Below are 23,420 nucleotides of genomic sequence, written 5' to 3' on the forward strand. Positions count from 1 at the left end.
CAGCAAATTGCACGGATCATCCAACCATGTCTATGTTTCACGATGAGTTTGACCAGGCTCCGGGGCTGCGCTACCTGAACCACGCGGCCATCGCCCCCTGGCCACGCAGGGCCAGCGAAGCCGTGGCGCGCTTTGCGCGGGAAAACGTGAACCTGGGCGCCAGTGACTACCCGGCATGGTTGGCCACCGAGCGACGCCTGCGTGAGCGGCTCGCGCGCCTGCTCAACGCACCCTCACGCGGCGATATCGCGCTGGTCAAGAACACTTCCGAGGCGCTGTCACTGGTAGCTTTCGGCCTGGACTGGCAACCCGGCGACCAGGTGGTGATCAGCGACGAGGAGTTCCCCTCCAACCGGGTTGTCTGGGAGGCGCTGACCGATCGCGGCGTCGAGGTGGTTCAGGCAAGCCTCGCCGGGGCCGATCCGGAGGCTTCGTTACTGGCGGCCTGCAACCGGCGCACACGCCTGCTGGCGATCAGCGCCGTGCAGTTCGGCAGCGGCCTGCGCCTGGACCTGACGCGCCTGGGCCAGGGGTGCCGGGCACGCAAGGTACTGTTCTGCGTCGATGCCATTCAGCAAATTGGCGCCCTGCCTTTCGACGTGCAGCGCTATGAGTGTGATTTCGCCATGGCTGACGGGCACAAATGGATGCTGGGCCCTGAAGGCCTGGGGGTATTTTACTGCAGGGCCGCGCTGCGCCCGCAGCTAAGGCTCAACGCCTATGGCTGGCACATGCTGGATAATCTGGGTGACTTCGAACGCCGCCAGTGGCAACCCGCCCGCAGCGCACGGCGGTTCGAATGCGGCAGCCCGAACATGCTCGGCGCCTGCGCGCTGGAGGCCAGCCTGTCGCTGCTCGAGGAAGTCGGCATGGACGAAGTTGCCCGGCAATTGCAGCAACGTGTCGAGCAGTTGCACCAAGGGCTGGCGGGTATTTCCGGGGTCCAGTTACACAGCCCGGATAGCCCGGAGCGACGGGGTGGAATCGTCACATTCAGTATTTCCGGCCAGAACAGCGCAGACATTCATCGCACCCTGACCGCAGAGCGGACGATCTGTGCCCTACGAGGTCCAGGTGTGCGCTTTTCGCCGCACTTCTATACCAGTGAGCGGCTTATCGACGAAGCTGTGCAGCAAGTACGGCGCCTGGCCATGCGCTGAGGAAGGAAGCGGGCCCGGGCGTATTCCAAATCTGTTTAAAAAACGAACAATTGGCACTGGCACTGCGCCAAACCTGACCAATACTTGAAGTGTTGGCGCGGCGCATCCCCCCCAGTGGCGCGTCGATAAAGGTGCTCACGGACCGCGTACCTTTGTTTTACTCCTAATGGTCTTAACCCGGATTCCTCCCCCAGAACCCGGGTTTTTTTTGCCTCAATGGCGCAGCTGGGGCCACGGGCAGATTTGCAGCGCCCTTGAGAGTCAGCGCCCGGCTCAGACCACCCGGGCCAAAGGGAACAACCGCTTGAAGTTGTCGGTGGTCTGCCCGGCCAACTGCTCATAGCTGACGCCGCGCAAGGAAGCCACGTACTCGGCCACCTCACGCACATACTGCGGCAGGTTCGGCTTGCCACGGTAAGGAATCGGAGCCAGGTACGGCGAGTCGGTCTCCACCAGCAAGCGATCGACCGGCACCTGTCGCGCCACCTCGCGCAAGGCATCGGCATTGCGGAAGGTGACAATACCGGACAGCGAAATGTAGTAACCCAGGTCCAGGGCCGCCTTGGCCATCTCCCAGTCCTCGGTGAAGCAATGCAGCACACCAGCCTGCGGCAGGCTGGCCTCACGCAGCAGCGCCAAGGTGTCGGCTTTGGCTGCTCGCGTATGCACGATCACCGGCTTGCCGGTCTGGCGCGACGCCTCCAGGTGCAGGCGGAACGACGCCTGCTGCAGCTCGGCCGCCTCCGGCTCGTAGTGGTAGTCCAACCCGGTTTCACCGATCGCGACGACATGCGGGTGCGCCAATTCGCGCAGGAGCCATTCCAGCGCCGGGGTCTCGCCGGGGGCCAGGTCAAGCGGGTGCACGCCCACCGAGCAGTCGACATCGGCGTACTGCTCGCTCAGCGCCTTCACTGCCCCGGCATTTTCGGCGCTGACACCGATACACAGAAAATGCCCGACCCCGCGCTCGCGGGCCGCCTGCAGGGCGGCATCGAGGGAGCCCTGATGGGCACTGAGGTCAAGACGGTCGAGGTGGCAATGAGAATCTACGAGCATGGGAGACGTCACACATGAAAAAATGAAACATCAGCGGGAGCCGGGCAACTGCACCCAATGGGCCAACAAGGCTTCCAGCAGCAGCACGCGGTTGAGGTTGGCCTTGCCCAGCACCTTCTGGCGCTGCTCGAGAATCCACGCCTGCACCTCGAGCACCTTGGCCTGCCGGCTCTTCTGCGCAAGGTATTGCACCACCTTGCGCATATCGGCCAAGCCTAGCCCCTCCTCGTCCTGGGTCAATTGATAACGCAGGATCAGGTGCGACCAGTCGAAGAACCAGTCGAACAGCAGCAACAAGGGCACACCACTCCACGCCTCGGCCAGCTGACTGGGTGATTGCTGCTGCTTGAGCAGCTTTTTCACCCCATCGGTCACCAGCGCACGTTGCTCGCGCACACCTTGGGCCTGCAGGTTCACCGCCATCAACGGCGAGCCGGCAGCGAGGGTCAGCAGCTCGTCACGCTCGGCCTCGTCACTGCCGGCCAGCGCGGTGGCCAGCCAGGCCTGGCTCTGGGCAAGGCTCGGCTGCGGGCAGCTGACCTGCTGGCAGCGGCTCTTGATGGTCGGCAACAGCCGGCTGGGCTGGTGGCTGACCAGCAGCAGCACGGTGTCGCCGGAAGGCTCTTCCAGGCTTTTGAGCAGGGCGTTGGACGCATTGACGTTCATCGCCTCGACCGGCTCGATCAGGATGACCTTGCGCCCGCCCAACTGCGCCGTCTGCACGACGAACGACACCAGCTCGCGCACCTGATCGACCTTGATCGGCTTGTCAGCCTCTTCAGGCTCCAGCACAAAGTTGTCCGGATGGCTGCCCGCCTTGAGCAGCAAGCAGGACTTGCACTGCCCGCAGGCATCAAGCCCCTGTGGCTGCTGGCACAACAAGCGGGCCATCAGGCGCTCGGCCAAGGCGCGCTTGCCGATACCCTGCGGCCCGTGCAGCAGGTAGGCGTGGGCATGCTGCGCACGGCCCGCCAACTGCTGCCACAGCGCCTGCTGCCAAGGGTAGGCTTCAGCCACGGCAACGCTCCAGGATGCCCGGCAACAGCGCGTCAATGGCGCGCTGCACGGCTTCCAGCGGCTGCGCCGCGTCCAGCAGGTCGTAGCGCTGCGGCTCGCGCCGGGCGCGCTGCAGGTAAGCCTGGCGCACGGCCTCGAAGAAGGCCTGGCCCTCCTGCTCGAAACGATCCAGCCGCCCACGGGCGGCAGCACGGGCCAACCCTACTTCCACCGGCAGGTCGAAAACCAGCGTCAGGTCGGGGCGCAGCTCGCCTTGAACGAACTGCTCGAGCACGGCGATCCGCTCTACCGAAAGGCCGCGGCCACCGCCTTGGTAGGCGTAGGTAGCGTCCGTGAAACGATCACATAGCACCACGGCCCCACGCTCCAGCGCCGGGCGGATCACCTGCGCCAGATGCTGAGCGCGCGCGGCGAACACCAACAACAGCTCGGTGTCGGCAGCCATCACTTCATCACTCGGTGCCAACAGCAGTTCGCGGACCTTTTCAGCCAGCGGAGTACCGCCAGGCTCGCGGGTAAGCACCACATCCAGCCCCTGCTCTCGCAGGCGTGCTGCCAGGTAATCACGGTTGGTACTTTTGCCCGCGCCTTCGGGGCCTTCCAGGGTAATAAACAAGCCGCTCACAGGCAGTCCTTAATGTTGTTCGTCAGCCGCAGGCGCGTCGGCCGGCGCGGGGTCGCTGGCCGGTGCCGGGTCCTGGGCAGAGGGTTCGCCAGACTCTGGCGACGCTTGGGGAGCGGGGCTTGACCGGTAGTCTGCACGGCGCTTGAGCTGATACTCGCGCACTGCAGAATTGTGATCGTCCAAGTCATCGGAGAACACATGGCTGCCATCACCCCGGGCGACGAAGTACAGGCTGGTGCCATCGGCTGGATGGAGCGCAGCGTGGATCGCCTCTCGCCCGACCATGGCGATCGGCGTGGGCGGCAGACCAGAGATGGTATAGGTGTTGTAAGGCGTTGGCTCACGCAGGTCGGCACGGGTGATTCTGCCGTTGTAGCGTTCGCCCATACCGTAGATGACCGTAGGGTCTGTCTGCAGCATCATGCCCAGCCGCAGGCGACGAACGAACACCCCGGCAATTTGCCCGCGCTCCTGGGGGATGCCGGTTTCCTTCTCCACCAACGAGGCCATGATCAACGCCTGGTACGGGTCACGATAAGGCAGGTCGGTGGCGCGCTCGGCCCACTCTTTGGCCAGCACTTCGTCCAGCCGCATATAGGCCTGTTGCAGCAGCTCGACGTCACTCATGCCCCGCACGAAACGGTAGGTATCAGGGAAGAACCGGCCCTCCGGAAACACGCCGGTGTGGCCAAGCTTGTCCATGACTTCGGAGTCGGTAAGGCCATCGAGGGTGTGCTTGATCTTCTCGTGCCTGGCGATCGCCGAACGCACCTGGCGGAATGTCCAACCCTCCACCAGGGTCAGGTTGTACTGCACCACATCGGCACGGCGCCAGGCGTCGAACAACGCTTCGACGGTCATGCCCGGCGTGATGCGATATTCGCCGGTTTTCAGGGGTGTGCCGGCCATGTTGAAGCGCCAGTACAGGCGCAACCAGAAGGCGTCATCGAGCAACCCCTCGCCCTCCATGCGGTAGAACATGCGATTGGGGTTGGTGCCACTGGGCACGTCGAGCAGTTGCTCCTGCGTCACGCGCAAGGGCTGCTCCAGCACCGAGTTGACCTTCCAGGCAGACCAGCCCAATGCCAGGCCGGCCAGGATCAAGCCCATTTCCAGCAGCAGCAGGATTTTGCGTCTCACGAATTCAGGTATCCAGTAACGTACGGGCAAAGGCCTGCAGTTTACGGGTGAGCGGGCCCGGCGACCAGTTCAGCGCAGCAAAAGCCCGCACCGGCCAGACCCCATAAACGCTGTTGCAGATGAATACCTCATCGGCCAGCGCAAGCTCGTCGAACGGCAGGTCACGCACCTGCACCGGAATGGCCAGTGCCTGCGCCTGTTCCAGCAACGCACCGCGCATCACCCCTGCCACGCCGCAACGGCTGAGCTCGGCAGTAAGCAACACGCCGCCGCGCACCAGGAAAAGATTGCTGTAAACACCTTCGACCAGCCTGCCTTGCCCATCACACATCAAGCCTTCGGCATGTTCACTGTCCTGCCATTCGGCACGGGCCAGCACCTGCTCCAGGCGGTTGAGGTGTTTGAGGCCTGCCAGCAACGGTTGTTCCCCAAGCCGGGTCTGGCAAGGAAAAAGACGCACACCGTGTTCGGCATGTTCGGCAGGGTAGCCGGGCAGCGGGCTGCCCAGCAGGATGCGCCGCGGCGCGGCACCTGCCATCGGCGCATAGCCACGCTGGCTATCGCCCCGGGTGAGGATCAGTTTCGCGACACCGTCACCCAGTTGGCTGGCATAACGCAGGATTTCATCGCGCACCAACGCCAGGTCGGCATCGATTGCCAGGCGCTGGCAGCCCAGGGCCAGACGCGCCAGGTGACCGTCCAGCATGCTGGGGCGGCCACTGCGTACGGCGATGGTCTCGAACAGACCATCGCCGTAGGCCAGGCCACGGTTCTGCAGGTTGACCGCAGTCGCGGGCTGGCCGTCGATCCAGCTGTGCATCAGCCGGCGAACCGGCGGAACACCAGCGAGCCGTTGGTGCCACCAAAGCCGAACGAGTTGGACAGCACTACGTCGATCGGCATGCTGCGCGCCTGATGGGGCACGAAGTCGAGGTCGCAGCCTTCGTCCGGCTCATCAAGGTTGATGGTTGGCGGTGCCATCTGGCTGTTGATCGCCAGCACGCTGAAGATGGCCTCTACAGCGCCCGCAGCCCCCAGCAGGTGACCGGTCATCGACTTGGTCGAGCTGACAGCCAGCTTGTAGGCGTGCTCGCCAAACACGCGCTTGATCGCCGCGACTTCAGCGATATCGCCAGCCGGAGTCGAGGTACCGTGGGCGTTGATGTAGCTGACCTCAGCCGGCTGGATGCCAGCATCACGCAAGGCGTTGGCCATGCAGCGCGCAGCGCCTTCGCCACTGTCGGGTGGCGAAGTCATGTGGTAAGCGTCGCCGCTCATGCCGAAACCAACCAGCTCGGCATAGATGGTCGCACCACGGGCCTGGGCATGCTCCAGCTCTTCGAGCACCAGCGCACCGGCGCCGTCGGAGAGTACAAAACCGTCACGCCCCTTGTCCCACGGGCGGCTGGCACGGGCCGGCTCATCGTTGCGGGTCGACAGTGCGCGAGAAGCACCGAAGCCACCCATGCCCAAGCCGCAAGCGGCCATTTCGGCGCCACCGGCGATCATCACGTCGGCTTCACCGTAGGCGATGTTGCGAGCAGCCATGCCGATGCAGTGGGTGCCAGTGGTGCAGGCAGTGGCAATGGCATAATTGGGGCCCTGCAACCCCAGATGGATCGACAGGAAGCCGGAGATCATGTTGATGATCGAGCCTGGCACGAAGAACGGCGAAATGCGGCGCGGGCCTTGATCGTGCAAGGTGCGGCTGGTTTCTTCGATATTGGTCAGGCCGCCGATCCCAGAGCCCATGGCCACGCCAATGCGCTCGCGGTTGGCGTCGGTGACTTCCAGGCCGGCATTGCGTACCGCCTGGAAACCGGCCGCCAGGCCGTACTGGATGAACAAGTCAAGCTTGCGAGCTTCCTTGGCCGACAGGTACTGCTCGACCTCAAAGCCCTTCACCGAGCCGCCAAAACGGGTGGAGTAGGCAGAAAGGTCCGTATGCTCGATCGGACCGATGCCACTGCGGCCAGCCAGAATGCCCTGCCAGGTGCTCGGTACATCCGTACCCAGTGGCGACAGCATACCCATACCAGTGACCACGACGCGTCTACGCGACACAGTACTCTCCTTTTCTAATAACAGAGTCTCTTGCCATTGCATTCAAGGCAATGGAATGAAATGGCAACAGGCTCTCGAAGCCCGCGGATCATTGCAGGACCTTCGCAAAGAAAAAACCGCACGCCGGCAAAGGCAGTGCGGTTCTTCTCGACAAGAAGCGTCGACTACAGCGTCTTAAGCCTGGTGGGCGTTGACGTAGTCGATGGCAGCTTGAACGGTAGTGATCTTCTCGGCTTCTTCGTCAGGGATTTCGGTCTCGAATTCCTCTTCCAGAGCCATCACCAGCTCAACGGTGTCAAGCGAGTCGGCACCCAGATCATCAACGAAAGAAGATTCGTTCTTGATTTCCTCTTCCTTGACGCCCAGTTGCTCGGCGACGATTTTCTTGACGCGTTCTTCGATGGTGCTCATACCTAGTTTTCACTCCTAATGGATATATGTCAGGCAGCTGGCCGGTGACCAATTTTATAGAAAGACGTTCGCTTTTCAAGCGGAACGCACCTTCGCTTCAGTCACCCTGCCCCCTGCCTGGAATCTGGTTGCAGCTTTATAACGGATTTTAGGCTGGGAGTATGACTCTTTTTTTAAGCAATCCGTCACATTGAGTTGCAGTGTTACATGTACATCCCGCCGTTCACCGGCACGGTAGCGCCGGTGACATAGGCTGCGCCGTCGGATGCCAGGAAGGAAACCACCTTGGCGATTTCTTCGGCCTGACCCAGGCGGCCCAGCGGAATCTGGGTCTGCAGGACTTCGCGCTGCGCTTCTGGCAATTCGCGGGTCATGTCGGTATCGATGAAGCCTGGGGTCACCGAATTGACGGTGATGCCGCGCGAGCCGACTTCACGCGCCAGGGCGCGGCTGAAGCCTTCCAGGCCGGCCTTGGCGGCCGCATAGTTGGCCTGGCCAGCGTTACCCATGGCACCGACGACCGAGCCGATGCTGATGATACGACCCCAACGCGCCTTGGTCATGCCACGCAGCACGCCCTTGGACAAACGGTAGAGGCTGTTCAGGTTGGTGTCGATCACGTCGAACCACTCGTCGTCCTTCATGCGCAGCATGAGGTTGTCGCGGGTGATGCCAGCGTTGTTGACCAGAATGGCCGGGGCACCGAACTGCTCGCCGATGGCACCCAGTACCGCCTCCACCGACTCGGCGCTGGTGACGTTCAGCTCCATGCCGGTACCGGTGATACCGTGCTCTTTCAGGGTGGCAGCGATGCGCTCGGCACCGGAAGCCGAGGTGGCGGTACCGATCACGGTAGCGCCCTGGCGGCCCAGCTCGAGGGCGATGGCCTGGCCGATACCTCGGCTGGCGCCGGTAACCAATGCAACTTTACCTTGCAGGCTCATGCAAGCTTCTCCAAATTCAGGCCAGCGCCGCACGGGTGGCGGCGACGGCGTCGGGGGTATTGAGGTTGTAGGTGGTCACACCGTCGGCGCAACGCTTGTTCAGGCCAGCCAGCACCTTGCCCGGGCCACATTCGACCAGGTTGACCGCGCCGTTCGCAGCGAGGGTCTGCACGCATTCAACCCAGCGAACCGGCTGATACAGCTGCGCCAGCAGATCCTGCTTGAGGGTGTCGAGGTCGGCGGCGACGGCGGCAGTAACGTTCTGCACTACCGGAATCTGCGGCGCCTTCCATTCGACGGCATTGACGTGCTCGGCGAAACGATCGGCAGCCGGCTTCATCAGGGCGCAGTGCGACGGCACGCTGACCGGCAGCGGCAAGGCGCGCTTGGCGCCCTTGGCCTTGCACAGCTCGATGGCACGATTGACCGCCGCGACGTTGCCGGCGATGACCACCTGGCCCGGCGAGTTGAAGTTGACTGCGCTGACCACTTCATCTTCGGCCGCTTCGGCGCAAATGGCCTTCACATCATCGTCGCCCAGGCCGAGGATGGCGGCCATGGCGCCATGACCGGCCGGCACGGCTTCCTGCATCAGTTCGCCACGGCGCTTGACCAGCTTGACGGCGTCTTTGAGCGACAGGCTGCCAGCAGCGACCAGAGCGCTGTACTCGCCCAGGCTGTGGCCCGACACGAAGGCCGGCTGCGCGCCACCCTCCTCCAGCCACAGGCGCCACAGGGCGATGGAGGCAGTGAGAATGGCCGGTTGGGTCTTGTCGGTTTGATTGAGTTGCTCTTCCGGGCCTTCCTGGACCAGCTCCCACAGGTCGTAACCCAGAGCCTCGGAGGCTTCCTTGAAGGTCTCAACGATCACCGGCTTTTCAGCGCCCAGTTCTTTGAGCATGCCCAGCGACTGGGAACCTTGACCGGGGAAGACGAATGCGAGGGATGCAGACATTGAACAAGCCCTTATGATCTTGTCGTCGGATAGGGTGCGCCGAGCCAAAGACTAGACGCGGAAACTGAAAACTTGGATGGAAACGCGGACCAAGCGGTCACATTTAAGCACTTCATCGGCGAAATGCCTAAGGCAACAGGTCTTCAAGGCGCCCGTGCAAGCGCTGCGGGAGGTTTTCCTGGATCTCGATCAGCGCACGCTGGATGGCGCTTTGAAAGCCCTGCACGCCGGCCGAGCCATGGCTCTTGATGACGATACCCTGCAGCCCCAGAAAACTTGCCCCATTATGCCGCGCCGGCGCCAGGTCGGCCTGCAGACGCTTGAGCAGCGGCATCGCGACGGCCCCGGCAACACGTGACAACGGGCCACCCTTGAACAGTTTTTCGATGCGCGCAGCGATCATCGTCGCCAGGCCCTCGCTGGACTTGAGCAGGATATTGCCAACAAAGCCGTCGCACACCACCACGTCCGCCTCCCCCCGATAAAGGCCATCACCCTCGACGAAGCCGACATAATTGAGGCCGCGAGCGTTCTGCAACAGCGTGGCAGCCAGCTTGACCTGCTGATTGCCCTTGATGTCCTCGGTGCCGATATTCAACAGTGCCACCCGCGGGCGCTGGACACCCAAGGCCTGTGCGGCCACCGAGCCCATTACAGCGAACTGGTAGAGGTTTTCGGCACTGCAGTCGACATTGGCACCCAGGTCGAGCAACTGGCAGTACCCCGCCTGAGTCGGGATAGCCGCGACCATGGCAGGCCGATCGATACCCGGCAGCGTCTTGAGCACCAAGCGCGACAACGCCATCAGCGCGCCGGTATTGCCGGCACTGACGCAGGCCTGGGCCTTGCCATCACGCACCAGTTCAAGGGCGATGCGCATCGACGAGTCCGGCTTGCCGCGCAGCGCCTGGGATGGCCGCTCGTCCATACCGATCACCTCACTGGCAGCGACAATCTGCAGGCGCGCACGATCCGCAGCCGCAAGGCCACTGACAAGATCTTCTAGGAGGGATGGTTGACCGACGAGGGTCAGGTGCAGCGAGGGGGTAGCCGAAAGGCAGGCTATGCTAGCCTGGACAATGCTGCGGGGACCGAAGTCCCCGCCCATTGCGTCGATCGCGATGATCTGAGCAGACAAGGATTACTCGTCAGCGCCCTTGTCGATCACTTTACGACCACGGTATACGCCTTCTGGCGATACGTGGTGACGCAGGTGTACTTCACCGGTGGTCTTTTCTACCGACAGCGCGTTTTCCGACAGAGCGTCGTGCGAACGGCGCATGTCACGGGCAGAGCGGGATTTTTTGTTCTGCTGAACAGCCATAATTGATTAACTCCTAAACGTTTGGGTCACGCTTTAACTGCGCCAAAACACTGAACGGGTTGGACCGCGATACCTCGTCCTTGCTCGATTCGGGCTCGTCTGCGCCCGCCGGCTGCTGGCATTCTTCCGGATGATGAGCAGGCACGATGGGCAAGGCGAGCAGAAGCTCCTCCTCGATCAAGGCCTGCAGATCCAAAGGATCTTCGCCCAGTTCCAGCACGTCATAGCCTTTCGGCAACGACTGGGTATTCGCACCCTCCTTCACCACAGCGTAAGTGCATTCGCTGTGAATCGGCAGGGTGACCAGCTCAAGACAACGCTGGCAAACCATTTTGACTTCGACATCCAGCTCGCTGTGGATAACCACCACGTGCTGTTCATCTCGTTCAAAATCGAACTTCGCCTGCACCGTACCGACATTGTCGGAAAGCGGGTCGCAGAGTCTTTCCAAATCAGCGAGTTGCAGCGAACCGTTAAGGGTTACGCCACGATCGGCTAATTTGCGCGGGTCAACGTGAGGTGGAATCGGGTCATTCAACATAGGCGCAGCATTCTAGGGATGCCCCCTGCACCTGTCAAAGGAAATTCGGCGGTATGTTGCATGTTAGAATCGGGATCAACTGATCAGGAGTCTACCATGCTGCCTTTGTTGCTGGCTTCCAGCTCCCCTTACCGGCGCGAACTGCTCGCGCGCCTGGGCCTGCCTTTCACCTGGGCAAGCCCCGACCTTGACGAGCGGCGGCTCGCTGACGAGCCCGCCACAGAGCTGGTGCGACGCCTGGCCAGGCAGAAGGCCGAGGCACTGGCCGGCAGCCACCCGCAGCACCTGATCATCGGCTCCGACCAGGTCGCGGTACTGGGCGAGCAGATTCTGGGCAAGCCGCACAGTTTCGAGCGCGCCTGCGAGCAATTGCTGGAGGCCAGCGGACAGCACGTCACCTTCCTGACCGGGGTGGCACTGCTGAACACCGCCACAGGGCAATGCCAGGTCGATTGCGTGCCGTTTACCGTAACGATGCGGGAACTGGACCGGGAGCGCGTGGAGCGCTACGTGACGGCCGAGCAGCCGCTCGATTGCGCAGGCAGCTTCAAGGCCGAGGGGCTGGGTGTGAGCTTGTTCAAGAGCACCCACGGGTGCGATGCCACCAGCCTGATCGGGCTGCCGTTGATCCGGCTGGTGGATATGCTGAGCACGGAAGGCGTGACAGTGCCCTGAGACCACCAGAGGCGGTCTTGCGCCCCATCACCCGCAAGCCTTATGCAGCAATTGCCGGCGATGGGGCCAGGCAAGCACTCAGCGCAAGGCAGGCCCCTGGAAGCCCATGTACATGGCCAACTTCTCCGCCACGCTGGCACCAATGCGCTTGGAGAAGCGATCGAACGGTGACTCTTCGACCGTGAAATCGACCAACTCCTTCTCCCCCACGATCTCACGCGCCACATAGCTCGCGCTACCCAGGCCATCGACAAGCCCCAGCGCCTTGGCCTGCTCACCCGACCACACCAGGCCACTGAACAGCTCAGGGTGCTCCTTGTCTTTGAGGCGATCACCCCTGCCCTGCTTGACCATGGCAATGAACTGCTGATGGGTGGTATTCAGCACGCCCTGCCAGAACGCCCGCTCTTCAGGCTTCTCCGGCGAGAACGGATCCAGGAAGGCCTTGTGCTCACCGGCGGTATACGTGCGCCGTTCCACACCAAGCTTCTCCATCGACCCCACAAAGCCATACCCGGCCGCCGTCACACCAATGGAACCCACCAGGCTGGCCTTGTCGGCATAGATCTCGTCCGCCGCACTGGCAATGTAATAAGCACCCGACGCACCCAGGTCAGCGATTACCGCGTACAGCTTGATGTCCGGATACTCGCCGCGCAGCCGGCGAATCTCGTCATAGACATAGCCTGCCTGCACCGGGCTGCCTCCGGGGCTATTGATACGCATGACCACGGCCTTGGTCTTTGGATCCTTGAACGCCTCGCGCAGGCTCTTGACCAGATTGTCGGCACTGGCAGCTTCCTGATCGGCGATCACCCCGCGCACTTCCACCAATGCGGTATGGCTGGTGCTGCGCGAAGCGGCCTTGTCCATATCCGTCCAAGGCAGGAACAGGGCCAATACACCGAAGAGGTAGACGAAGGTCAGCAGCTTGAAGAAGATCCCCCAGCGACGCGCCCTGCGCTGCTCCTGGACACCGGCCAGCAGGGTCTTCTCCAGCAGCTTCCAGCTTTTGCGCTCTACACGCTCATCCTCTTGACGGTCTTCGCGCGCCAGGCGCTCTTCTTCAGTCTCGGAACCGGGTGCTTTCCACTCGTCAACCATGCTCACCTACCTTGGAATTGGATTTGCGCAGAACCTGCCAGCCACTCGCGCAGCTGGGAAAAGTGATCGATGCACACTTGCGGACCGAACTCGGCCAACGCCTGCAGCGACATGGCACCATAGCCCACGGCCACAGAATGCATACCGGCGTTATTGGCCATCAGCAGATCGAATGCCGAATCTCCGACCATCAGCGCCCGCCCAGGTTCGACACCGCAATGCCCTAGAATTTCCTCGAGCATCAGCGGGTGCGGCTTGCCACGGGTCTCATCAGCGGCGCGGGTGATGTCGAAAAACCGCTCCCAGCCATTGGCCTTGAGCACCCGATCCAGACCACGACGCGCCTTGCCGGTCGCCACTGCCAGGCGATAACCCTCGACCCGGAAGGCATCCAGCGACTCGACCACCCCCTCGAACAACGGAGAAGGCTGCTGATCAAGCGCCGTATAGATGTCGGCATAGTGCTGACGGAAGGTTTCGACCTGCACAGGATCGAGGTGCGGATAGAGGGTTGAAATGGCTTCACCAAGCGCCAGGCCGATGATGCCCTTGACCGCCTCCTCCGGGCTTGGCGCCTCACCGGCGCGCTCGGCGGCGGCATTCATCGCCTCGACGATCCGCCCGATCGAGTCGGCCAAGGTGCCGTCCCAGTCGAAGATCAGCAACTCGTAAGACTTTTTCATGAATCAGGACGCCCCCAGACGCTCCACGGTTTTCGCCCAGACTTCGTCCACAGGCGCTTCGAGCTTGAGCTCACCACCATCAGGCAGCGGCACCGTGAGGGCATAGGCGTGCAGGAACAGGCGCTTGCCTCCCAAGTCACGAATCTCGCGACTGAAATCCTCGTCGCCGTACTTGCTGTCACCAGCGATCATGTGGCCAGCGTGCAGAGTATGTACGCGAATCTGATGGGTACGCCCCGTGATGGGGCGCGCCTCGACAATGGTGGCGAACTCGCCGAAACGGCGAAGCACACGGAACATGGTGAGCGCCTCCTTGCCCTCGTCATTCACCTCGACCATACGCTCGCCCGAACGCAGGTTGCTCTTGAGCAACGGGGCATTGACCTGCTTCTTCGAGGTAGGCCAGTGCCCACGCACAAGCGCCATGTAGCGCTTGTCGACCCCATCGCCACGCAGCGCGGCATGCAGATGGCGCAGCATGCTGCGCTTCTTGGCAATCATCAGCAGGCCCGAGGTGTCGCGGTCCAGGCGGTGCACCAGCTCCAGCTCCTTGGCATCGGGGCGCAACTGGCGCAGCGCCTCGATCACACCGAAGCTCAGGCCACTGCCGCCATGCACGGCGATACCGGCCGGCTTGTTCATCACGATCAGCGCCTTGTCTTCGTAGACGATGGCGGCTTCCAGGCGCTGCAGCAGCCCCTGGGCAACCGGGGCCGGCTCGTCACGCTCGGGGAGGCGCACAGGGGGCACACGGACGATGTCACCCGCCTGGATCTTGTACTCAGGCTTGACACGGCCCTTGTTGACCCGGACCTCGCCTTTGCGCAGGATGCGGTAGACCAGCGTTCTGGGTACACCCTTGAGCGCCGTGATGAGGAAATTGTCGATGCGTTGGCCGGCAAGCTCCGGCGCGACTTCGATCAGCTGAACGCCGGAAGTCGGAGGGGTATTGGTCGTCATCAAGGGATCATAACAATTTTTTATGGAATTGAAGCACTTAATCATTACTGCTATAGTCGCGAACGCCGCCAAAAGCGGCAGGCCAGCGGAACCAGGCCCTTGGCCGGTCCCTGACCAACGCAATTCTGCAGGACGCGAGGCCGTCCTACGGGGTTTTCGCCAGTTTACCGAATTGCCTGGAATCGCCACCAGCGCTGTGTAGAGAAGACCGAAAAAAAACGACAAGTGCGGTGTTTCACCTGCTTACCCGCTTCTTTTCGCTGCACCTCTGCCCGCCCCGACGCTTGCACGCAACGCACGGCGAATGCTTCGGAAATACCTGCCTTGGACATGAATGGCGTCAGCGCGGAAACTGCGCTGGCGAAAAATGCAACCCGTTGCGGATTCAGCGCGCGGCAGCACCCGAATTATCAGGGATACGTGCAGGGTGGAGATGCACAGCCCTCGGACCGTGTAGCACCGCGTCCGGCCACCGGCCCAGTGAATGGCCGGCGAGCGGATAAGGTCCTGAACAGATGCCCCATGGGCGTCCACGGCTGACGGTTGATTCCTCCTCCTGACTGAGTGCACGAGGCCTGCTGGGTTGATTCGGATATCGATTCGGATATCTCTGCAGATACCGCAGGGGCCTCTTGGCACCGCAGCAAACAGGACGCGTCGTCGCGACAACGGCAGGCTGGGAAACCGGCTGGTGCCGAACGTTGCTCGACACGGGGGTGGCCCGGCCACCCTTTGCGCACCTTGGCACCGACCATGAGAAGTCGTGTGTGCCGAACGCCGTTTCCGGCAGCCCGGAAACCGACGGTACAACATGAAAAGAATGCTGATTAACGCAACTCAACCCGAAGAGTTGCGTGTAGCCCTGGTGGACGGCCAACGTCTCTACGACCTGGACATCGAGTCCGGCGCGCGTGAGCAGAAAAAGGCCAACATCTACAAAGGCAAGATCACCCGGATCGAGCCCAGCCTCGAAGCCGCCTTCGTCGACTTCGGCTCCGAACGTCACGGCTTCCTGCCGCTGAAGGAAATCTCCCGCGAGTACTTCAAGAAAGCCCCTGAAGGCCGCGTCAACATCAAGGATGTCCTGAGCGAAGGCCAGGAAGTCATCGTCCAGGTCGAGAAGGAAGAGCGCGGCAACAAAGGCGCCGCCCTGACCACCTTCATCAGCCTGGCAGGTCGCTACCTGGTGCTGATGCCCAACAACCCACGCGCTGGCGGCATCTCCCGCCGCATCGAAGGCGAAGAGCGCAACGAACTGCGTGAAGCCCTCAACGGCCTGACCGTGCCAGGCGACATGGGCCTGATCGTGCGCACCGCTGGCCTTGGCCGCAGCAGCGAAGAAATGCAGTGGGACCTCGATTACCTGCTGCAGCTGTGGACCGCCATCAAGGAAGCATCCCTGGATCGCGCTGCACCCTTCCTGATCTACCAGGAAAGCAACGTCATCATCCGCGCCATCCGCGACTACCTGCGCCAGGACATCGGCGAAGTGCTGATCGACAGCATCGATGCCCAGGAAGAAGCCCTGACCTTCATCCGCCAGGTGATGCCGCAGTACGCCAGCAAGGTCAAGCTGTACGAAGACAGCGTGCCGCTGTTCAACCGCTTCCAGATCGAAAGCCAGATCGAGACCGCCTTCCAGCGCGTCGTCGACCTGCCATCGGGCGGCTCGATCGTGATCGACCCGACCGAGGCCCTGGTTTCCATCGACATCAACTCGGCGCGCGCCACCAAGGGCAGCGACATCGAGGAAACCGCCCTGCAGACCAACCTGGAAGCGGCCGAGGAAATCGCCCGCCAGCTGCGCCTGCGTGACATCGGCGGCCTGATCGTCATCGACTTCATCGACATGACGCCGGCGAAAAACCAGCGCGCCGTCGAAGAACGAGTACGCGAAGCCCTCGAGGCAGACCGCGCCCGCGTGCAGGTCGGCCGCATCTCGCGCTTCGGCCTGCTGGAAATGTCCCGTCAGCGCCTGCGCCCGTCGCTGGGCGAAAGCAGCGGCATCGTCTGCCCGCGCTGCTCCGGCACCGGCATCATCCGTGATGTCGAGTCGCTGTCCCTGGCCATCCTGCGCCTGATCGAAGAAGAAGCCCTGAAGGACCGTACTGCCGAAGTACGCGCCCAGGTACCGATTCCGGTGGCCGCCTTCCTGCTCAACGAGAAGCGCAACTCGATCACCAAGATCGAACTGCGCACCCGTGCCCGCATCATCATTCTGCCGAACGACCACCTGGAAACCCCGCACTTCGAAGTCCAGCGCCTGCGCGACGACAACCCGGAAGTGCTGAACAACCAGTCCAGCTACGAAATCGCCGCCACCGAAACCGAAGAAGCGCCGCAGCCGACCGCCACGCGCACCCTGGTGCGCCAGGAAGCAGCGGTCAAGACCGCACCGGCCCGCGCCAACGCTCCGGTACCGAGCGCTGTCGAAGAACAGCAGCCTGCCGCACCGGCAGCCCCGGCACCCAGCGTACCGGAACCAAGCCTGTTCAAAGGCCTGGTGAAGTCGCTGGTCAGCCTGTTCGCCGGCAAGGAAGAGCCTGCCGCCGCACCGGTGGTCGCCGCCGAGAAGCCTGCCACCGAGCGCACTCAGCGTAACGAAGAGCGTCGCAACGGCCGCCAGCAGAGCCGCAACCGCAACGGCCGCCGTGACGAAGAGCGCAAACCTCGTGAAGAGCGCGCCGAGCGTGCGCCGCGTGAAGAGCGCCAGCCGCGTGAAGAGCGCGCACCTCGTGAAGAACGTGCCCCTCGTGAAGAACGCGCACCTCGCCAGCCACGCGAAGACCGCCGCGGCAACCGCGAAGAGCGCGTCCGCGAACTGCGTGAGCCTCTGGATGCAGCACCGGCCGCTCGTGAAGAGCGCCAGCCACGTGAAGAGCGTGCTCCACGCGAAGAACGTGCGCCTCGCGAAGAACGTGCTCCACGTGAAGAGCGCGCACCTCGCGAAGAACGTGCGCCTCGTGAAGAGCGTGCCCCACGCGAAGAACGCGCTCCACGTGAAGAGCGTGCACCTCGCGAAGAACGCGCTCCACGTGAAGAGCGTCAGCCTCGCCCGCCACGCGAAGAGCGCCAGCCACGTGAAGCTGAGCAGGCTGCAGAGAAGGCTGCAGAGGTCGCCGATGAGCAACTGCCGAACGAGGAGCTGCAACAGGACGAGCAGGAAGGTTCCGATGACGAGCGTCCGCGCCGCCGCTCCCGCGGCCAGCGTCGCCGCAGCAACCGTCGTGAGCGCCAGCGCAACGCCAATGGCGAGCTGATCGAAGGCAGCGAGGAAGACGGCAGCGACGAGCAACCGCAACAGCACCAGGCCACCGAGCTGGGTTCCGAACTGGCTGCTGGTCTGGCCGTCACCGCCGCTGTCGCCAGCAGCAACATCAGTGCCGGCGCCGAAGCGCAAGCCAACCAGCAGGCTGAACGCGCCAGTGCCGAAGCCGCGACCACCGACAACAGCGAAGTCGCTCAGCCGGCCGAGCAGGTCGAAGCCGTCGCCAAGGCCGAGGAAGTCGCCATTGCACCTGTGGTCGAGCAGCCGCTCAGCGAGCCGGTCGCCGCGGTCCAAGCCAGTGCCGAGCCTGTGGTTGAAGTTGCGCCTGAACCGGTAGTCGAACAGGCCCCTGCGGTCGAGCCGGTAGTGGTTGCCGAGGCGCCTGTAGAGGCACCTGTCGAAGCACCGGCCATCGAAGCAGGTGAAGCAGAGAAAGCCCAGGCCGCCGCTGAACAAGCGCCGGCTGCCGAGCTGCCTTCTGCTGTCGTCGAAACCCAGCCAGAAGTAGCTGCCGAGCCTGTAGCAACCGTAGTTGAAGCAGCACCTGTAGTCGCCGAGCCTGCCCCGGTAGAAGCACCGGCAGCGGTCGAAGCGGCCACCGTCATGCTGCCTAACGGCCGCGCCCCTAACGACCCACGCGAAGTGCGTCGTCGCAAGCGTGAGGCCGAAGCGGCAGCCAAGGCTGCGCAGGAAGCGGCCGCTGCTGGCACGCCAGCGCTGGAGACCGCCGATGAGCACAAGCCTCATCACGGTTGATAGCCACGGCTGAATGAAAAAGCCCCGCCAGTGTGAACTGGCGGGGCTTTTTCTTGGCCGTTTGTCGTGCCTGCACCGGCCTCAGTACAGGTTGGGCTCCATCTCCAGCTCAACCCCGAACCGCGCCAGGATATCCGCCTGGATGCGCTGCGCCAGGCCATGCAACTGCGCCCCGCTCGCCTGGCCATAATTGACCAGCACCAGCGACTGCAAGCGGTGCACGCCGGCATCGCCATCCCGATAACCCTTCCAGCCGGCCTGCTCGATCAACCAGCCTGCGGCCAGCTTCACCTGCCCGTCAGCCTGGGGATAAGCCACCACACCTGGAAACTCAGCGCGGATGCGCGCCACCTGTTCGACGGCAACGACCGGGTTCTTGAAAAAGCTGCCGGCATTGCCCAACTCTGCCGGGTCGGGCAGCTTCTCGCGGCGAATGCTGCAAATAGCGTCGCTGATCGCCTGCGCCGTCGGCTCCTGCACGCCCTGCTCGGCCAGACGCTGACGCACCGGGCCGTACTCCAGATGGGCCTGCAGCTGGTGGCTCAGGGCAAAACGCACCCGCAGGATCAACCAACGCCCAGGGTTACGCTTGAACAGGCTGTCGCGGTAACCGAAGGCGCATTCCTCAAGCCCGAAGTCACGCAGCTCGCCCGTCTGCCGGTCCAGTGCCGTCAAGCCGGCGAACACATCCTTGATCTCCACCCCATAGGCACCCACATTCTGCATTGGCGCCGCGCCCACCGTGCCCGGGATAAGGCTGAGGTTTTCAAGGCCACAAAGGCCTTGCTGCAACGACCATTGCACGAAGGGATGCCAGGGCTCACCCGCCTCGGCCTCCACCAGCACACGCCCCGCGTCATCGCCAAGGACGTGGCGGCCACGGCTGGCCATGTGCAGCACCAGCGCGTCGACATCACGGGTCAGCAGCACGTTGCTGCCGCCGCCGATCACCATCACCGCAAGCCCTCGCTGGCGCGCTTGCGCCAGGGCCTCGCGCACCTCATCGTCGGTATGTACCTGGGCGAAGTAGCGGGCTTTAACATCGATGCCGAAGGTGTTGTAAGGCTTGAGCGAAACCTGCTCCTGCCAGTGCGCCGTCATAACCGCCCCTTGATTTCGACAACCAGCTCACGGCAGGCCGCCTCGATCAGGTCCAGCACCTGCTCGAAGCCCTCTGCACCGCCGTAGTAAGGGTCCGGCACTTCATCCACAGCCGCCTCATAGCGGCGCAGGAACAGGTCCAGCTCGCCAGTCGCATTGTGCGGACGCATGGCGCGCAAGTGGCCCAGGTTGCTTTCATCCATGGCCAGAATCAGGTCGTACTCGGCAAAGTGCTCAGCCTTGACTTGCTGGGCACGCTGTCGCGACAGGTCATAGCCCCGCGCCAGGGCGGCCTTGCAGGTGCGGCTGTCAGGCCCCTTGCCCACGTGCCAGTCACCGGTACCGGCAGAGGCCACGTGAACCTGCCCAGCCAGGCCTGCGGCCTGCAACTGATGACGCAGCACACCTTCGGCGGTGGGCGACCGGCAGATATTGCCCAGGCAAACGAACAGGACGCGCATCAGGCCTCCAGCAAGCGCCGTACGCGCTCGAGGTCTTGTGCAGTATCGACACCCACTGCTGGCGCCTCGATGGCGTCCGCCACATGAATACGCACGCCATGCCACAGCGCACGCAGCTGCTCAAGCGCCTCGGTCTGCTCGAGCCAGCACGGGCCCCAGCTGACGAAGTCCTGAAGGAAACCGACGCGGTAGGCGTACATGCCGATATGGCGACGGTAAGGCACGCCCTGCGGCAGTTGATCGCGGTCCTTGGCGAAAGCGTCACGCGCCCACGGCAGCGGCGCACGGCTGAAGCTCAAGGCCAGGCCGTTCTTGTCGCTGACCACCTTGACCGCATTGGGGTTGAACACGGTTTCGGGGTCGTGGATCGGCTCGGCCAGGGTCGCAATACCTGCCTCCGGATGCGCCGCCAGGTTGGCTGCGACCTGATCGATGATCACCGGCGGAATAAGCGGCTCGTCACCCTGGACGTTGACCACGATGGCGTCGGCAGGCAGGCCAAGCTGCGCAGCCACTTCAGCCAGGCGGTCGGTACCCGACTCATGGTCGGCGCGGGTCATCAGCACTTCGGCGCCAAAGGCCTGACAAGCCTCGACGATACCGGCGTCGTCGGTGGCGATGACCACACGGCCGGCACCGCTCTTGCGCGCCTGCTCCCAGACATGCTGAACCATCGGCTTGCCGGCGATCAGCAGCAACGGCTTGCCCGGCAGGCGCGTCGAACGCAGACGGGCGGGAATGACCACGGTGAAGTTCAGGCTCATTTGTCCAGACGCTCGTCGTCGGTCAGGGTACGCGCCTCGCTTTCCAGCATCACCGGGATGCCATCGCGAATCGGATAGGCCAGGCCTGCGCCCTTGCTGATCAGCTCGGTCTTGTCAGCGCTGAGCTTGAGCGGGCCCTTGGTGATCGGGCAGGCCAGGATGTCGAGCAGTTTGGTGTCCATGGAAGCGTCCTTGAGGCCAGATGGCCGGAAATTGAAAAACGGGCTCAGGGCGTTCGATGCCCAGGCAGCAAGCGTTGCAGCTGGCTGTCGAACCAGTCGCAGAAGGCCGGCGTAGGCAGGGCCTCCACGGCCAGGTACCACCAGTCATCGGCAGCGAAGGCCCGGCACTTCACCGCATCCTTCTCGGTCATCACCAACGGCAGCGGCGGGCTGAAAGCCAGGCTCTGAGCGCTGAACTGGGCGTGGTCGGCGAACGGATGCGGCACCGGCTGCCAGTTTAGCCCCAGCAGGGTATTGAAGAAACGTTGCGGGTTGCCGATACCGGCTACCGCATGCAGGCGCTGGCCCGCCGGGAAGAAGTCGAGCGCGCGGCGCTCGCCACTGCGCAGGTTGACCAGCGCACTGGGTTGCAGACGAAAGGCGAAGCCCTCCGGGCGGTCGGCGCTGGCGCCGTTGAACAGCACCGCATCAGCCTCTTGCAGGCGCTCGGCAGGCTCGCGCAGGGGCCCGGCCGGCAAGCAGCGGCCATTGCCCAGGCCACGCGCAGCGTCGATCAGCACCAGTTCCAGGTCGCGTGCCAGGCGGTAATGCTGCATACCGTCGTCACACAGGATCAGGTCCAACGGCTCGCTGGCCAGCAATGCCTGCACGGCGCGGGAGCGGTCGGGGTCGATCATCAGCGGCACACCCGTGCGCTGAACGATCAGCAACGGTTCATCGCCGGCCTGCTCGGCACTCTGCGAGGCTTCGACACGCCAGGGCAAGCGAGGCGGTTCTGCACCGTAACCGCGGCTGACCACCCCCACCTTCAGCCCTTGGCGCCGGCAATGCTCGATCAACCAGAGGATCATCGGCGTCTTGCCGGTGCCACCAATGGTGATGTTGCCCACCACGATGACCGGTACCGGGGCGCGGTAGCTGGCGCTTTCGCCACTGAGAAACCGTGCGCGCTTGCGCGTCACTACCCGCCGGTAAAGCGCCTCGAGCGGGTGAAGCAGGGCAAGGGCCGGGTGCCCGGCGTACCAGGCGGCTAGCAGACGGTCGGCGAGCGCCATCAAGGTGTCCCCTGGGCGGCCTCGACGGTGGTCATGCGCAGCTGGCTGAAACCGAGCTTGCCGGCGGCATCCATCGCAGTGATCACGGCCTGGTGCGGGGTCTTGCCATCAGCACTGATGGCCAGCGGCAGCGTGTTGTCACCGCCCGATTCGCGCTGGATCGCCTCGGTCAGGGTCGCCAGGTCGCTCTTGGGCAACAGGTGATTGTTCACCGAATACACGCCGTCGGCACTGATGGTGACCTCCACCAGCTTTTCCGGGTCTGCGACGGGCTGTTCGGCGCTGACGGCCTCGGGCAGTTCCACACGCAGCTGGGTCTCACGGGTAAAGGTGGTGGTGACCACGAAGAACAGCAGCAGGACAAACACCACGTCGATCAACGACGCCAGGTTGATGTCGACGTTCTCCCGCTGGCGATTGCGCCGGAACTTCACGCCTTGCCTCCGGCCACTTCGACTTCGCGGTCGCCCTGGATGACCTCCACCAGCTTGATCGCCTCCTGCTCCATGCCCACCACCAGCTCGTCGATGCGGCGCAACAGGAAGCGGTGGAAGAACACTGCCGGGATGCCGACCATCAGGCCGGCTGCCGTAGTGACAAGGGCCTTGGAGATACCACTGGCCAGCACCGCCGCATTGGCGGTCATCTGCGACCCCATGAAGGCGCTGAAGATATCGATCATGCCCAGCACGGTACCCAGCAGGCCGAGCAGCGGGGCCATCGCGGCGATGGTACCGAGGGTGCTGATGTAGCGCTCCAGTTCATGGATGACCCGCGAGGCAGACTCCTCGATGCACTCTTTCATGATTTCACGGCCATGGCGCGAGTTGGCCAGGCCCGCAGCGAGGATTTCACCCAGCGGCGAATCGGCGCGCAGAGTCTTGAGCTTGTCACTGGTGAGCTGCTTGTCCTTGATCCACATCCACACCTGGCCCAGCAGGTGCGGCGGGGTAACGCGGCTGGCGCGCAGGGTCCACAGGCGCTCGACGACGATAGCCATGGCAGCGATGGAGCTCAGAATGATCGGCAGCATCATCCAACCACCGGACTTGACCAATTCCCACACAGTAAACGCCCCCTCGGAAAAAGGCCGCCACTCTAACATAGGCGCGCGGGGTGCTCATCTGCCGAAGGTCAGGGAATTGTGTGGCTATACCCAGGGCAGGCTCATCAA

Annotated in this window: 25 protein-coding genes; 3 read left to right on the forward strand and 22 right to left on the reverse strand. The window is 63.3% G+C overall.

Annotated features, from left to right (window positions below; genetic code table 11):
• Positions 1 to 26 precede the first annotated feature (26 nt).
• A complete protein-coding gene (locus tag ACEWE8_RS11630; protein WP_046786551.1) occupies positions 27 to 1,160 on the forward strand; it encodes an aminotransferase class V-fold PLP-dependent enzyme in 1,134 nt (377 codons plus the stop codon).
• A 273-nt stretch (positions 1,161 to 1,433) separates the two neighbouring features.
• Here ACEWE8_RS11630 and ACEWE8_RS11635 read toward each other — a convergent pair whose 3' ends face one another.
• The 12 genes from ACEWE8_RS11635 to ACEWE8_RS11690 form a co-directional block, all read right to left on the reverse strand.
• Positions 1,434 to 2,216, reverse strand: coding sequence for a TatD family hydrolase (locus ACEWE8_RS11635; protein ID WP_046786552.1), 783 nt, complete (start codon positions 2,214 to 2,216; stop codon positions 1,434 to 1,436).
• Between the two features lie 30 nt (positions 2,217 to 2,246).
• Positions 2,247 to 3,233, reverse strand: coding sequence for a DNA polymerase III subunit delta' (locus ACEWE8_RS11640; RefSeq protein ID WP_046786553.1), 987 nt, complete (start codon positions 3,231 to 3,233; stop codon positions 2,247 to 2,249).
• Positions 3,226 to 3,858 (reverse strand): dTMP kinase, encoded by a 633-nt coding sequence (gene tmk / locus ACEWE8_RS11645; RefSeq protein ID WP_046786554.1) that lies wholly within the window; start codon positions 3,856 to 3,858, stop codon positions 3,226 to 3,228. The genes ACEWE8_RS11640 and tmk overlap by 8 nt, the downstream gene beginning before the upstream one ends.
• A 9-nt stretch (positions 3,859 to 3,867) precedes the next feature.
• Positions 3,868 to 4,998, reverse strand: coding sequence for an endolytic transglycosylase MltG (gene mltG, locus ACEWE8_RS11650; RefSeq protein WP_046786555.1), 1,131 nt, complete (start codon positions 4,996 to 4,998; stop codon positions 3,868 to 3,870).
• 4 nt (positions 4,999 to 5,002) lie between these two features.
• Positions 5,003 to 5,818, reverse strand: coding sequence for an aminodeoxychorismate lyase (gene pabC / locus ACEWE8_RS11655; protein ID WP_046786556.1), 816 nt, complete (start codon positions 5,816 to 5,818; stop codon positions 5,003 to 5,005).
• Entirely contained in the window at positions 5,818 to 7,062 is a 1,245-nt protein-coding gene (gene fabF / locus ACEWE8_RS11660) for a beta-ketoacyl-ACP synthase II (RefSeq protein WP_046786557.1), read from the reverse strand. Before fabF ends, pabC begins: the two co-directional genes overlap by 1 nt.
• A gap of 174 nt (positions 7,063 to 7,236) precedes the next feature.
• Positions 7,237 to 7,473 carry an acyl carrier protein gene (gene acpP, locus ACEWE8_RS11665; RefSeq protein ID WP_039603098.1) on the reverse strand — a complete coding sequence of 79 codons (237 nt, stop codon included), beginning with the start codon at positions 7,471 to 7,473 and terminating at the stop codon, positions 7,237 to 7,239.
• A 203-nt stretch (positions 7,474 to 7,676) separates the two neighbouring features.
• Positions 7,677 to 8,417, reverse strand: a complete 741-nt coding sequence (fabG, locus tag ACEWE8_RS11670) for a 3-oxoacyl-ACP reductase FabG (protein ID WP_046786558.1) — start codon at positions 8,415 to 8,417, stop codon at positions 7,677 to 7,679.
• Positions 8,418 to 8,433: 16 nt separating this feature from the next.
• Positions 8,434 to 9,372 carry an ACP S-malonyltransferase gene (fabD, locus tag ACEWE8_RS11675; RefSeq protein WP_046786559.1) on the reverse strand — a complete coding sequence of 313 codons (939 nt, stop codon included), beginning with the start codon at positions 9,370 to 9,372 and terminating at the stop codon, positions 8,434 to 8,436.
• A 127-nt stretch (positions 9,373 to 9,499) separates the two neighbouring features.
• Entirely contained in the window at positions 9,500 to 10,510 is a 1,011-nt protein-coding gene (gene plsX, locus ACEWE8_RS11680) for a phosphate acyltransferase PlsX (RefSeq protein ID WP_080952128.1), read from the reverse strand.
• Positions 10,511 to 10,513: 3 nt separating this feature from the next.
• Entirely contained in the window at positions 10,514 to 10,696 is a 183-nt protein-coding gene (rpmF, locus tag ACEWE8_RS11685; protein ID WP_010223221.1) for a 50S ribosomal protein L32, read from the reverse strand.
• 13 nt (positions 10,697 to 10,709) lie between these two features.
• Positions 10,710 to 11,237: a YceD family protein gene (locus tag ACEWE8_RS11690; protein WP_012313431.1), complete on the reverse strand. Its 528-nt coding sequence runs from the start codon at positions 11,235 to 11,237 to the stop codon at positions 10,710 to 10,712.
• A gap of 96 nt (positions 11,238 to 11,333) precedes the next feature.
• On the opposite strand from ACEWE8_RS11690, the gene ACEWE8_RS11695 reads away from it, so the two are divergent.
• A complete protein-coding gene (locus tag ACEWE8_RS11695; RefSeq protein ID WP_046786561.1) occupies positions 11,334 to 11,912 on the forward strand; it encodes a nucleoside triphosphate pyrophosphatase in 579 nt (192 codons plus the stop codon).
• 78 nt (positions 11,913 to 11,990) lie between these two features.
• Here the strand turns inward: ACEWE8_RS11695 and ACEWE8_RS11700 are convergent, their stop codons facing one another.
• From ACEWE8_RS11700 to rluC, 3 genes are read right to left on the reverse strand one after another with little or no spacing between them, the layout of a single operon-like run.
• On the reverse strand, positions 11,991 to 13,016 hold the full coding sequence (locus tag ACEWE8_RS11700) for a S49 family peptidase (protein WP_046786562.1): 1,026 nt from the start codon (positions 13,014 to 13,016) through the stop codon (positions 11,991 to 11,993).
• A gap of 2 nt (positions 13,017 to 13,018) precedes the next feature.
• The gene (locus ACEWE8_RS11705) at positions 13,019 to 13,699 is read right to left on the reverse strand and encodes an HAD family hydrolase (protein WP_046786563.1); all 681 of its coding nucleotides are present in this window, start codon (positions 13,697 to 13,699) and stop codon (positions 13,019 to 13,021) included.
• Positions 13,700 to 13,702: 3 nt separating this feature from the next.
• Positions 13,703 to 14,659, reverse strand: coding sequence for a 23S rRNA pseudouridine(955/2504/2580) synthase RluC (rluC, locus tag ACEWE8_RS11710; RefSeq protein ID WP_046786564.1), 957 nt, complete (start codon positions 14,657 to 14,659; stop codon positions 13,703 to 13,705).
• Between the two features lie 811 nt (positions 14,660 to 15,470).
• Here rluC and rne point away from each other — a divergent pair.
• Complete coding sequence (gene rne / locus ACEWE8_RS11715) at positions 15,471 to 18,683, forward strand: ribonuclease E (RefSeq protein WP_189339963.1); 3,213 nt, start codon at positions 15,471 to 15,473, stop codon at positions 18,681 to 18,683.
• 81 nt (positions 18,684 to 18,764) lie between these two features.
• Here the strand turns inward: rne and murB are convergent, their stop codons facing one another.
• Genes murB through ACEWE8_RS11750 form a run of 7 tightly spaced genes read right to left on the reverse strand, consistent with a single transcriptional unit; the run spans position 18,765 to position 23,312 of the window.
• A complete protein-coding gene (gene murB / locus ACEWE8_RS11720) occupies positions 18,765 to 19,784 on the reverse strand; it encodes a UDP-N-acetylmuramate dehydrogenase (RefSeq protein ID WP_046786566.1) in 1,020 nt (339 codons plus the stop codon).
• Positions 19,781 to 20,245: a low molecular weight protein-tyrosine-phosphatase gene (locus tag ACEWE8_RS11725; RefSeq protein WP_046786567.1), complete on the reverse strand. Its 465-nt coding sequence runs from the start codon at positions 20,243 to 20,245 to the stop codon at positions 19,781 to 19,783. The genes murB and ACEWE8_RS11725 overlap by 4 nt, the downstream gene beginning before the upstream one ends.
• Complete coding sequence (gene kdsB, locus ACEWE8_RS11730) at positions 20,245 to 21,009, reverse strand: 3-deoxy-manno-octulosonate cytidylyltransferase (protein WP_046786568.1); 765 nt, start codon at positions 21,007 to 21,009, stop codon at positions 20,245 to 20,247. The genes ACEWE8_RS11725 and kdsB overlap by 1 nt, the downstream gene beginning before the upstream one ends.
• Positions 21,006 to 21,191, reverse strand: coding sequence for a Trm112 family protein (locus tag ACEWE8_RS11735; protein WP_003247142.1), 186 nt, complete (start codon positions 21,189 to 21,191; stop codon positions 21,006 to 21,008). The genes kdsB and ACEWE8_RS11735 overlap by 4 nt, the downstream gene beginning before the upstream one ends.
• 44 nt (positions 21,192 to 21,235) lie before the next feature.
• Complete coding sequence (lpxK, locus tag ACEWE8_RS11740; RefSeq protein ID WP_046786569.1) at positions 21,236 to 22,246, reverse strand: tetraacyldisaccharide 4'-kinase; 1,011 nt, start codon at positions 22,244 to 22,246, stop codon at positions 21,236 to 21,238.
• Positions 22,246 to 22,680, reverse strand: coding sequence for a biopolymer transporter ExbD (locus ACEWE8_RS11745; protein ID WP_012313421.1), 435 nt, complete (start codon positions 22,678 to 22,680; stop codon positions 22,246 to 22,248). The genes lpxK and ACEWE8_RS11745 overlap by 1 nt, the downstream gene beginning before the upstream one ends.
• Positions 22,677 to 23,312: a MotA/TolQ/ExbB proton channel family protein gene (locus ACEWE8_RS11750; protein WP_046786570.1), complete on the reverse strand. Its 636-nt coding sequence runs from the start codon at positions 23,310 to 23,312 to the stop codon at positions 22,677 to 22,679. Before ACEWE8_RS11750 ends, ACEWE8_RS11745 begins: the two co-directional genes overlap by 4 nt.
• Between the last annotated feature and the right edge of the window lie 108 nt (positions 23,313 to 23,420).

Source organism: Pseudomonas sp. TR47 (genome assembly GCF_044143025.1).
GTDB lineage: Bacteria > Pseudomonadota > Gammaproteobacteria > Pseudomonadales > Pseudomonadaceae > Aquipseudomonas > Aquipseudomonas putida_E.